This is a genomic window from Prosthecobacter sp. (assembly GCF_044373815.1).
Taxonomy (GTDB): Bacteria; Verrucomicrobiota; Verrucomicrobiia; order Verrucomicrobiales; family Verrucomicrobiaceae; genus Prosthecobacter.
Genome location: NZ_JBIPNG010000185.1, coordinates 1 through 11,784, shown reverse-complemented (window position 1 = coordinate 11,784; position 11,784 = coordinate 1). Strand labels below are relative to the sequence as shown.

Here is an 11,784-nt window from a genome sequence, read left to right as displayed (position 1 = left end):
GAGTTGGTTGCTCAATCAAAAACCGCCGATATGAACCCCAATTCCCGGACAAGATGAATTTGCGTTTATTTTTTGCATGCGCCGGACGGTGTTGGGGTTGGCCGCAGTAGATGGCCCGTCCTCTGCAATCCTGCCGCAGGGTCAGGGTTTCACATCGCGCAGGTTGACCATGAGCAGGTGCCGCACGCGGGGTGGTTCGGCACCTCGGTGAAAGCTCTGCACGGCGAGCTCGGTGCGCTGGTCCTCCATGGTGGCGCGTTCGTGCTGCCGCAGGTGTTCGGCCCAGGAGCCGACGAGGAAAGTCTCACGGTAGTGCGTGGGATCTTCCAGATCTGCGAAGAGGGAGCAACGGAATGCGCCATCGCGCAGGCGGACCTCGCGCAGATGCAGCATGGCGGCACGGAATGCGGGGGCTTCTTTGGGATCGATGTGATACTCAAGGGTGATGAGCACGGGGCCGTCGCTGGGGGCGGGTTCGGTGGTCATCGCGCTATGAGGCAGCATGTGGCCGGAAGGATTGAGGTCCAGATTTTCCACATGACTGATGGGCAGCAGACGTGTGAGCAGGGCGCTGATGAGCAGGCAGCCTGCGGCAATGCCGAGGGTGACCGGCGCATGGAGATGGCTGGCCAGCTGCCCCCAGGTGAGGGCACCGATGGCAAAAGCGCCCTGCATCACGACGAGATAGATCGCAGAGCTGCGGGCGCGCACCCAGTTGGGGAACACGCTTTGCGAGGCGACGCTGAAGGTGTTGATGCCGCTGATCCACGCCGCACCTGTGACCATGAGCACGAGTCCCATGGCCACCTTGCCGGGCACCAGTGTGAGGATGCCCGTGGCCAACGCGGCCGTAAGGCTGGCACCGAGCAGCACTTGGTCGAACGAAAAGCGCTCGCGCAGCCGGGGCAGCCACAGCAGGGCCATGAGGATGGCACCGCCTCCATAGCAGCCCATGAGGATGCCGAAATCTGCGGCGGCCCATTGCCGCGAATGAACAATGACCGGGAGCAACACCACGGGTGCCACAGCGGCAAACATGTGGATACCGCCACGGCAAAGCACCGCCTGCATGGCAGGTGCATGGCGTGCGTAGCGGATGGCGGCGGCCATGGCTCCGAGCATCTGCTCCTGCTGGGCGCTGCGAGGGGTGGCGATGTAGCTGCCCGTGCACATGACGCCGATCACCGCGAGAAAGGACAGGGCGTTCAATGCAAAAACAGGCGCAGGGCCCAGGGCCGCGAGCAGCAGGCCGCCGAGGATGGGGCCGAGCGAGCGGGCGATGTTGAAGCCCACGCCATTGAGTGCAATCGCGGAGGACAGTTGTTCGCGCCCGACGACTTCCGGGATCAGGGCCTGCCAGGCGGGCATGGTGAAAGCTGCGGCGACGCCGAGCTGAAAGGTGGCCAGCAGCAGCAGGGTCTGCGTGAGAGCGCCGTACCATGCCAGGAGCGCCATGCCGACAGCGGTGAGAAGGGCGCCGGTTTGCGCGATCAAAATCAGCCTCCTGCGGTCCACCAGGTCTGCCAGTGCTCCGGCGGGCAGGGCCAGGAGGAAGAGCGGCAGGCTCGACATCGTCTGCATCAAGGACACGAGGTAAGGCGAGCTCGTCATCGTGGTCATCGTCCAGACGGCGGCCGTGTCATTCATCGTGGTGCCGATGTTTGACCCGATGCTGCCCAGCCACATGGCACGATAGACAGAATTGCGGAGCGGAGACCAGGCTGACATGTGTGTGAAGCATAACGTTTTTGCACGGCTGCGCGACTGTGCAATTCGCTTCCTCTCAGAACTCGCGCGAATGCGTGACAAGGGAGGGCTGGCCAGCCGCGTATGAACACCTATTATTCTGTCATGTTTACCCGCCGCCAGCTTTTGCAAACCGCCGGACAAGGCTTTGGCGCGCTCGCGTTTCATTCGCTGGCCAGCGCGGAGACTGCGCATCGTTCCCAGGTGGTGGTTCCGAAGGCGAAACGCGTGGTGCAGCTCTTCATGGGAGGAGCGGCGAGTCACATTGACCTCTTTGATTACAAGCCGGCGCTGATCAAGCACCACGGAGAAGACGCTGACTTTGGCGAGAAGGTGGAGGCGTTTCAAAACGGGCTCGGGCCGTGGAAGAAACCGGTGTGGGACTTCAAGCCCTATGGCCAGAGCGGTCGGATGCTGAGCGAGGCTGTCGCGCCACTGGGTGCCTGTGCGGATGACATGGCCTTTGTGCACAACATGGTGGGCAAGACCGGGGTGCATTCGCAGGGCACGCTGCTGCAGGCCACAGGCTTCAATCTGCCGGGCTTTCCGGGCGTAGGCTGCTGGGTGAGCTACGCGCTGGGCTCCATCAGCGACAATCTGCCGACGTTTGTCGTGCTGCCGGATCATCGCGGTTTTGCCTCGAACGGGCCGAAGAACTGGGACAGCGCGTTTTTACCCTCGCAGCATGCGGGGACGATCATTTATCCCGGGGCGGAGACGCCCATTGCGGATCTGTTTCCGCACAAGGCCGGGCGCTACATCAGCGCGAAGTCCGACCGCGAGGGTTTCGCGCTGCTGGAGCAGCTGAATCGAAAACACATGGCGGTGCGCGAGGAGGATTCGCGACTAGAAAGCCGCATCCAGAGCTATGAACTCGCTGCCAAGATGCAGCTAGCCGCACCGGAGGCGCTGGACATTTCGAAGGAGTCTGACGCGATGAAGGCGATGTATGGCATCCAGGAGCATCGCAAAGTCTGGCCCACGGAGATCAATCCCGAAGAAGAGGCTGACTACATGGGCCGCAAGTGCCTGGCCGCGCGCCGCCTCCTGGAACGCGGCGTGCGCTTTGTGCAGATCTGGAGTGGCAACGACAACGGCTTTCCGCGTCGCAACTGGGACAGCCACGAAGATGTGGAGCGCGATCACGGCCCGCTCGCATGGGGCATGGCGAAGGCGGTTTCAGCGCTCATTCTTGATTTGAAGCAGCGCGGGTTGCTTGATGACACGATCATCCTTTGGACCACCGAGTTTGGCCGCATGCCGAGTACGCAGGGCGGCAAAGGGCGCGATCACAATCCTTACGTCTTCACCAACTGGCTCTGCGGTGGCGGCATCCGGGGCGGCGTCACCGCCGGTGAGAGTGACCAGTGGGGGTACAAGCCGCTGGATCGCGCGAACCCTACCACGTGCTACGACATCCATGCCACGATGATGCATCTGCTCGGCATCGATCACACCCAGCTGACCGTTCGCCATAATGGCATCGACCGGCGGCTGACGGATGTGCATGGGCAGGTGATCCGGGGGCTGGTGGGTTAAAACAGGATGTTATCTACGAACCGCTGCACGTGCTGCGGCTGTTTGCGATGTTTTCTGGTAACGGCGACGATGTCGCGTTCGAAGCGTTCGGGGAAGGGCAGGGTGACGATGGATTCCTTTCTCCGATAAAGTGCAAGTGCCCGACGAGGGACGAAAGCGAGACCGAAGCCCGAGGCGACGAGGTTGATGATGAGGTCGAAGCTGTCCAGCTCCATCGCGGACTGGAGGTCGAGGTCCTGGCGTTTCATCCAACGGCGGAGGTTTTTGCCTGTTTGCGTGGTGGAGTCGATGTGGAGCCAGGGTTGCTGGGCCATCCAAAGCCGGAGTCTTTCGGCGCGTTTGACAGGTGCTTTGGCTGCCATCGTGGCAGGCGCGATCAATTCAAAGGCATCTTTGAAACGGTGGGTGATCTTGATGGAGTCTGGCAGAGGTGAGGGCGGGCAGATGACGCCCACGTCAATCTCGCCCGCATCCAGAGCTGTGAGGATGGAACTGCTGGTGTTGTAGCTGATGCGGCACATGACTTCAGGATGACGCTGGTGATTGGCATGAAAGAGACCGGGCATGTGTGCCATTGCCAGCGTGCGCGAAACGCTGACGCGAACTTCGGGACGGACGGAGCCAAACTCTGTCTGCAATCCATCCAGCGCCGATGCCACTCCACCAATCAGGCGCGCGGCTTCAGCGGCGAGAAAGAGGCCTGCTTCGGTAATTTCGACGGATCGTGTGGTACGGTTGATCAGAGACAGGCCGAGGCGCTCCTCCAGCGACTGCATTTGTCGTGTGAGTGCGCTTTGCGACAGCCCGGCCTCACGTGCAGCACGCGTGAAACTGTGATGTTTCACCACGAGATGGAAGAGGTGCAGCGCGTAAAGGTCGAAAGGTTTCCGGGCCAAGTATTGTTGCATCAATGGCAACAATACCTGAGTTTAATGCATTTCACGCAAATAATCTAAGGTGCGACAGCATGGGCGCGGACAATCCCGCTTTATCCATGCCCAATATTGAAGACCGTCTCCCTCAAAATGTATCAGGCCGTTTCTACGTCGATAGCAGCTGCACGGATTGCGGTCTATGCCCCGACTATGCGCCCGATTTCTTCCGTCGTGATGATGACCTTGGTCAAAGCCTTGTCTTACGTCAGCCGGTGACAGAGGCGGAGATCCAGCTCTGTGTGGAGGCTCTGGAGAGCTGCCCCACAGAATCGATTGGGCAGTCAATCCAGTGACGAAATCCAGAATCTGTTTGAGAGCTTGCTGCACGGCCCCCGTAGTGAAGTCATGAACAAGCTTATCACTTTCCTTGCGTTGCTGACATTTCCGGCCTTCGGCGAATCTCTGCGGCTTGCGACATTTCGTGCGGATGTCACACCGCTGGTCGGCGCGCCGTTGTGTGGTGGCTTGGTGAAGCCGGTGGCGGGGGTGAGTGAGCCTTTGCTGGCGCTGGGGGTGGTGATTTTGAGCGATGCAAAGCCGGTGGTGATGTGTGCGGTGGACTGGTGTGAGATTCGCGCGGGGGATCATGTACACTGGCGGGAGGTGCTGGCACAAGCGGCGGGGACGACTCCGGAGCGCGTGGCGGTGCAGAGTTTGCACCAGCACAATGCGCCGATTGGAGATGCGGCATCGCACCGGTTGCTGGCGGGTTTTGCTTCGCCGCCGAGTGTCATGGACCTTGAGTGGGCGGAGCGTGCGCTGAAGGGTGTGGCGGCAAGTCTTGAGTCGGGGCTGAAGAATGCGGTGCCGCTGACGCACATCGCGCATGGTGAGGCGGCGGTGGAGAAGGTGGCGTCCAACCGCCGGATCATGGGTGACGATGGGAAGGTGGCGAAGATGCGGCTGAGCTCCACGAAGGATGCGGCGCTGCAGGCACTGCCGGAGGGGCTGGTGGATCCGCTGCTGAAGACGATCAGCTTTTGGAACGGCGAGAAGAAGCTGGCGGTGCTGCACTACTACGCGACGCATCCCATGAGCTACTACGGCGATGGCATGGTGACGTATGACTTCGTGGGCACCGCACGCGAACGCCGCACGCAGGACGATGGTGTGCCACATTTGTACTTCACCGGCTGCGGTGGCAACATCGGGGCGGGCAAATACAATGATGCCAGCAAGGAGGCCCGGGTGCGGCTGGGGGAGAATATTTATGCGGCGATGGTGAAGTCCGAGGAGCAGATGAAACGCGTGCCGCTGACGAAGATGGAATGGCGCGCGCGGCCGGTGGTGCTGAAAGCGAATCCCGAGTTTCCTGAAGAGCGCATGCTGAAGGTGTGTGAGAACGCGATGGCCGTGGCCTCGACGCGCATCAGTGCCGCGTTTCGTGTGGGCTTTGCCCGCCAGAGTGCTGCGGGCGTGCCGATACAGTTTACCAGCCTGCATCTGGGAGATGATGTGTGCCTCCTGCATTTGCCGGGGGAGACTTTCATCGAGTATCAGCTCTTTGCGCAGCAGCAGCGGCCCGGCGGATTTGTTGCCACGGCGAGTTATGGTGACGGCGGGCCGGGGTACATCCCGCTGGACAAATCCTTTGCCGAAGGCGGCTATGAGCCGACGCAGGCGTTCGCGGCGCCGGAGTCAGAAAAGGTGATGCGGGAGACGATTGTCGAGTTGCTCCGTGCGAAGTGAGGATTTCAATTTCACAAGCACGGTGTCTTGCGTTGATTGCGAAGACGTTCAGCCCTCAAACGTCCAGCGCCCAAGTTCTTCGAAAGTCTTTAGGTTCGTGATCGCTTTGAGGAGGACGATTTCGTTTACCCGCCAGCTGACAGGTTCCACATATTCTTCCTTAACGATGGCATCATCGTCCAGCAGCGTGACATGCGGCGTAAAGTGTCCGGCGGGCTTGCCCATTTCGCGTTTCAAGCGGGAGGCGAAAGCTCGCAGGGCTTCGTTGCCTTCACGGTCTGCGAGGACACAGGGGCGATTGGATTTCTTCTCAGAGAAGCTTTTCACCCGGTCAAAGCGCACCTCAAATGGACTGGCACCCTTCACTACTTTGGCCGCGACCATTTGTGCCATCTGGACGGAGCGCTCCAAGGCACGTGGGGCATGATCGAAAGTATGCAGAGTGACCTGGAAGCGATCCGTGGGGCGGGGAGCACCCTTCAGCCCGTGTCTAGCCCGCACCTCGCACGCGCAGCGGGCGATCTGCTCTGCAGCCACCTGATCAGGAAGGATGGCCAGAAAGACGCTGGTGACCGGCTGCTCTTCAAGGGCGGCGGGCATGTCTGAAAATAGGAACTGGTCGTTCATGGACAGGGCGGACGAAGGGACGGGACACTCAGCGAGACTGATGACAATTCAATGCGCGATGATATTCGCAGTCCGCCTTTGTCCGTTGCAGTCCGCTTGAGCATGGTGTCGATTTGGAGCTCTTCCTCCCATGATCCTCGACACTCTTGAAAACTCCGCCCGCTACGAATCCCTGAATTCACGTTTTACGAAGGCCTTCGCCTATCTCCGCACGGTGGACGGCACGCAGCCGCTGGGGCGGTTTGATCTGGATGGGGATGATTGTTTCGCACTGGTGCAGACCTATGAGACGAAGCCGATGGAGAAGGCGAAGTTTGAGGCACATCGGAAGTACATCGATGTACAGTTCATCTACAGCGGACGTGAAACGATCCTGTGGGCGCCGCTGGCGGCGATGAAGGAAGAGACGATGGCGTACAACGAGGAAAAAGAGGCCGCGCTTTGGAAGCTGATCCCCGATGTGACGCCGCTGCATATGAGCGGCGGGCACTTTGCCATTCTTTACCCGGAGGATGCGCATGCACCCTGCATCGAGTGGGAAAAGCCTGAGCAGGTGTTCAAAGTGGTGGTCAAAGTGGCTGTGGAGTAATCCCCCGCAAAAACGGGCGTACTGGGGGCGTAGGTTTCTTCCCCCTGATGAAGCTGACGCCTGCTGTTCTCTTTTGCTCCCTCGCCGTGACCGTTCGCGGCGCGGAACGCGTGCTCACGTTTGAAAAAGACGTGCGCCCCATTGTGAAGGCACACTGCACACACTGCCATGGGGAGGAGGAGAAGCCGGAGGGCGGAGTGGATCTGCGGCTGCGGCGCTTCATGGATCTCAAGCTGGAGGGCGGTGGCCATGTCGTGGTGGCGGGACAGCCGGCACAGAGCGAACTGGTGCGCCTGATCAAAAACGGCGAGATGCCGAAGAAGGGCAAGCAGGTGTCCGAGGCGGAACTGGCGATCATTGAGCAATGGATCGCCCAAGGGGCGAAGACCGCGCGGCCCGAACCGCTGGCGCTCGCTCCCGGACCGATGATTTCAGACGATGATCGCGAGTACTGGGCCTTTCAGCCGGTGAAACGTCCTGCGGTGCCTGCCAATGTGGATGCAAAGAAGGTGCGCACCCAGGTGGATGCCTTCCTGCTGAAATCGATGGCTGACAAGGGGCTTACCTTTGCGTCCGAGGCTGACCGGCGGACACTGATTCGCCGCGTGACGCTGGATCTCACCGGACTGCTGCCGACGCCGGAGGAGGTGGAGGCCTTTGTGAGTGACAAATCACCGCTGGCCTATGAGCAGCTGGTGGAGCGCCTGCTGGCCTCGAAAAACTACGGCGAGCGCTGGGCGCGGCATTGGCTGGACGTGGTGGGCTACGCGGACTCCAACGGCTATTCGGAGGCAGACTCGGTGCGGCCTCAGGCGTGGCGTTATCGGGATTATGTGATCCGTGCGATGAACACGGACAAACCCTGGAATGAATTCATTCAAGAGCAGCTGGCGGGGGACGAACTCGCCGGGGCGACGCATGCGGATTTTCAGCAGGCTGTGCTGGATCCGCAGAGGACTGATCAGCTCATCGCCACTGCATTCCTGCGCATGGCACCCGATGGCACGGGCGATGCGCCTGATGATGCGAAGCTCGCGAAAAACCAGGTCATTGCCGAGCAGATGAAGGTCACGACCTCGTCGCTCATGGGCATGACCGTCGCATGTGCGCAGTGCCACGATCACCGCTACGATCCGATCACACAGGCCGACTATTACCGGCTGCGCGCGGTGTTTGATCCGGCCTACAACTGGGAGGCTTGGCGGGCACCGGCGCAGAGGTTGTACTCACTTTACACTCCTGAAGAGCGCGCCAAGGCGGCGGAGATTGAAGTCAAAGCCAAGGAGATCGAGGTCGAGGCGCGTGCGATGAGCAAAAAGTTCCTCGATGAGATTTTCGAGGTCGAGATCAAGAAGGTGCCCGAGGCCGAGCAGGCGGCCTTCCGCGTTGCCCGTGACACGCCGGTCGCCAAACAGACCCCGGAGCAGAAGACGCTCATCAAAAAGTATCCCTCTGCACTCGCGACTTACTCACTCGATCTTTACGACAAGAAGAAGCAGGACATCGTGGATGCGAAGATGGCCGAGGCTAAAAAACTGCGCGAGACAAAGCCTGTGGAAGGCTTTGTGATGGCGCTGACGGAAGTGAAGGGCCAAGTGCCTGTGACGAAGCTCTTTAATCGCGGAGATCATGATCAGCCGAAGCAAGCTTTGACTCCCGGTGAGCTGAGCATCCTCGCCAGTCCGCAGATCGAGCCTTTCAAACCAGTGCCGGTGAGCAGCGGGTCCAGCGGGCGTCGCCTCGCTTATTCGCAGTGGCTTACCAGTGGCAAACACCCGCTGACGGCGCGAGTGCTGGTGAATCGTTTTTGGATGAACCACATGGGCCGGGGCATTGTGAACACTCCGGGTGATTTTGGCCGCCAGGGCGAGCTGCCCACGCATCCGGAGCTGCTCGACTACCTCGCTGATGAATTTGTGAAAAGCGGCTGGAAGCTGAAGTCACTGCATCGCCTCATCATGCTGAGCAGTGCCTACCGGCAGTCTTCGGTGAACAACGCTTCGTTGCACACCGATCCTGAGAACAAGCTCTATGCGCGTTTCAAACTGCGTCGTCTGGATGCCGAGACGCTGCGCGACTCTTTGCTTGCCGTGACCGGCACGCTCGTGCAGTCGAGCTACGGTCCACCGAGTGGCATTGGTCGTGATCCGCAGGGGCGCGTGGTCACCGGCATCGACAAAGGAACGATCACGCTGAACAAGGTTGATCCGGGTGGTGCAGACGACTTTCGCCGCTCCATCTATGTGCAGGTGCGCCGCAGCAAACCGGTCACCGTGCTCGACACCTTTGACGCACCCGTCATGACGCCCAACTGCGAACTGCGCGCGCAGACCACCGTCGCTCCGCAGTCCTTGCTGCTCATGAATGACACCTTCGTGCTCGACAGCTCACTCCGTCTTGCCGACCGCCTGGAGGCTGCGGCCCCTGGCAATCGCACTGAGCAGATTAAGCGCGCCTGGGAGCTGCTTTTTGGCAAACCAGCGACTCAGGCTGATGTCACTCGCGGCATCGCTTATCTCGATGAGCAGACCAAGGCGCTCACGCAGTATCACCACGATATCCAGCACGCGAAAGGCGTGGTGCCCAATCCGCCGCAAGAGGCCATGGCCAGCCTGTGCCAGATCCTTTGCAGCTCAAACCGTTTCCTCTACGTCGAATGAACCGTCCCAAGCTCTGCTCCCGCCGTCATTTCCTGCATGCCAATGGCTACAGCCTTGGCACGCTGGCCCTTGCCTCGCTGCTGGAGCGCGATGGCCTGCTCGCCGCACCCGTGAAGCCTGAGAGCATCACCGGGGAGATGCGCTACGATCTCCATCCGAAGAAGCCGCACTTTGAGCCGCAGGCGAAGGCGATGATCTCGATGTTCATGATGGGCGGGCCGTCGCAGATGGATCTCTTTGATCCAAAGCCGATGCTCACGAAGTACGACGGGCAGAAGTTTCCCGGTGAGATCAAGTATGACAACCTCGCGCAGGCTTCATCGAAATGCTTTGGCTCACCGTGGAAGTTCCAAAAGCATGGCGAGTGCGGTATGGAGATCAGCGAACTGCTGCCGAATCTGAGCAAGGTGGTGGATGAGATCACGCTGATCCGCTCGATGACTTCTGGTGTGAGCAATCACGCACAGGGTTTGTATGCGATGAACGGCGGCCGCATCACCGCCGGTCGTCCGGCGCTGGGTTCGTGGCTGACGTATGGTCTCGGCAGCGAGACGGACGAACTCCCTGCCTACATGGTGCTCTCGCACCCCGGAGGCCTGCCCACTTTCAGTGGTGAGCATTTCACCAATGGCTGGCTGCCTTCGCTGTTTCAGGGCACGCTGGTGCGCGCCACCGAGCCGCGCATTCTCAATCTCGATCCGCCGCCTTCGCTGGCCGGTGCGCCGCAGCAGCGCCAACTCGATTTGCTGAAGGCCTTCAATGAGGACCATCTCGCCCTGCACCCCGGTGAGCTTGATCTCCAGGCGCGAATCTCCAGCTACGAACTCGCGGCCAAGATGCAGGTGGCTGCCAAGGAGGCGCTCGACATTTCGAAGGAGCCTGAGTACGTCAAAAAACTCTACGGTGTCGATAATCCGATCACCAAAGATTACGCCACACGCTGCATCATCGCACGCCGGCTCGTCGAGCGCGGTGTGCGCTATGTGCAGGTGCTCAATGCGGGCCAGTCATGGGACCAGCACGGTTCGCTCATCATGGCGCTGCCCAAGAACTGCCAGGCCACCGATCAGCCGAGCGCTGCGCTGCTCATTGATCTCAAGCAGCGTGGTCTACTTGATTCTACTGTTGTTCACTGGGGCGGCGAAATGGGCCGTCTGCCTGTGCTGCAAAATGATGCGGGCCGCGACAAGTGGGGCCGCGACCACAACACCTATGGCTTCAGCATGTGGATGGCCGGCGGCGGCTTCAAGAAAGGCTATGTGCATGGCGAGACGGATGAATTTGGCCACAAGGCTGTGATCGACGAGGTGAAACACTTCGACTACCACGCCACGCTGTTGAAGACCTTCGGCCTCGATCACACCAAGCTGACCTACAAGCGCAACGGTCTCGCCGCATCGCTCACGGACAACCAGGGTGCCAAGGTGGTGGATGAACTGCTGGCCTAACATTTGACCAGCGAGCATCCGACATGACCGCCGCCGATGATCCGAATCCACTGCACCGTTCGGCGACCTGGAAGTGGACGATCTGCGGCCTGCTGCTGCTCGCTTCTGCGATCAACTACATGGACCGCCAGACACTGGCGAATGCGGCGGTGCGCATCACCAAGGAGTTTCGGCTCTCGCAGGAGCAGTATGGCCACATCGAGGCGGTGTTCGCCTATGCGTTTGCGGCGGGTTCCATCGTCTTTGGATGGGCGGCGGATCGTTTCTCTGTGCGCTGGCTGTATGCCATCGTGCTGACGATGTGGTCGCTGGCCGGGCTGGCGACGGGTTTTGTGCACAATGAGCAGGAGCTGCTGTGGTGCCGCATGGCGCTGGGTTTTTTCGAGGCGGGTCACTGGCCCTGCGGCATTCGCACCACGCGGGCGCTGCTGGATGCGCGCGAGCGTTCCTTCGGCAACAGCGTGCTGCAGAGCGGCACCTCCATTGGCGCGATCATCACGCCTCTGATCATGAGCGGGCTCATGACGGCCGAGCTCGGTAGCTGGCGCACG

The 11,784-nt window shown here is 60.5% G+C and carries 10 protein-coding genes; 7 read left to right on the top strand and 3 right to left on the bottom strand.

Annotation, left to right across the window (positions count from 1 at the left end; genetic code table 11):
* Positions 1 to 141: 141 nt before the first annotated feature.
* Entirely contained in the window at positions 142 to 1,728 is a 1,587-nt protein-coding gene (locus tag ACIREA_RS15850; RefSeq protein ID WP_397383267.1) for an MFS transporter, read from the bottom strand.
* A 123-nt stretch (positions 1,729 to 1,851) separates the two neighbouring features.
* Between ACIREA_RS15850 and ACIREA_RS15845 the strand changes: the two genes are divergently transcribed.
* The gene (locus tag ACIREA_RS15845; RefSeq protein ID WP_397383266.1) at positions 1,852 to 3,285 is read left to right on the top strand and encodes a DUF1501 domain-containing protein; all 1,434 of its coding nucleotides are present in this window, start codon (positions 1,852 to 1,854) and stop codon (positions 3,283 to 3,285) included.
* Here the strand turns inward: ACIREA_RS15845 and ACIREA_RS15840 are convergent.
* Positions 3,282 to 4,181, bottom strand: coding sequence for a LysR family transcriptional regulator (locus tag ACIREA_RS15840; protein ID WP_397383265.1), 900 nt, complete (start codon positions 4,179 to 4,181; stop codon positions 3,282 to 3,284). The two genes, ACIREA_RS15845 and ACIREA_RS15840, sit on opposite strands and share 4 nt — an antisense overlap.
* 14 nt (positions 4,182 to 4,195) lie before the next feature.
* On the opposite strand from ACIREA_RS15840, the gene ACIREA_RS15835 reads away from it, so the two are divergent.
* Positions 4,196 to 4,513, top strand: coding sequence for a ferredoxin (locus ACIREA_RS15835; protein ID WP_397383264.1), 318 nt, complete (start codon positions 4,196 to 4,198; stop codon positions 4,511 to 4,513).
* A gap of 52 nt (positions 4,514 to 4,565) precedes the next feature.
* Positions 4,566 to 5,909, top strand: coding sequence for a hypothetical protein (locus ACIREA_RS15830; protein WP_397383263.1), 1,344 nt, complete (start codon positions 4,566 to 4,568; stop codon positions 5,907 to 5,909).
* A 48-nt stretch (positions 5,910 to 5,957) separates the two neighbouring features.
* Here ACIREA_RS15830 and ACIREA_RS15825 read toward each other — a convergent pair whose 3' ends face one another.
* Entirely contained in the window at positions 5,958 to 6,509 is a 552-nt protein-coding gene (locus ACIREA_RS15825; RefSeq protein WP_397383262.1) for a 2'-5' RNA ligase family protein, read from the bottom strand.
* Positions 6,510 to 6,666: 157 nt separating this feature from the next.
* Between ACIREA_RS15825 and ACIREA_RS15820 the strand changes: the two genes are divergently transcribed.
* From ACIREA_RS15820 to ACIREA_RS15805, 4 genes are all read left to right on the top strand, one after another.
* Positions 6,667 to 7,125, top strand: a complete 459-nt coding sequence (locus ACIREA_RS15820; protein ID WP_397383261.1) for a YhcH/YjgK/YiaL family protein — start codon at positions 6,667 to 6,669, stop codon at positions 7,123 to 7,125.
* Positions 7,126 to 7,172: 47 nt separating this feature from the next.
* Entirely contained in the window at positions 7,173 to 9,785 is a 2,613-nt protein-coding gene (locus ACIREA_RS15815) for a PSD1 and planctomycete cytochrome C domain-containing protein (protein ID WP_397383260.1), read from the top strand.
* Positions 9,782 to 11,233, top strand: a complete 1,452-nt coding sequence (locus ACIREA_RS15810; protein WP_397383259.1) for a DUF1501 domain-containing protein — start codon at positions 9,782 to 9,784, stop codon at positions 11,231 to 11,233. The genes ACIREA_RS15815 and ACIREA_RS15810 overlap by 4 nt, the downstream gene beginning before the upstream one ends.
* A gap of 23 nt (positions 11,234 to 11,256) precedes the next feature.
* Positions 11,257 to 11,784: MFS transporter (locus ACIREA_RS15805; RefSeq protein WP_397383258.1), on the top strand; the 528-nt coding region annotated here is incomplete at its 3' end.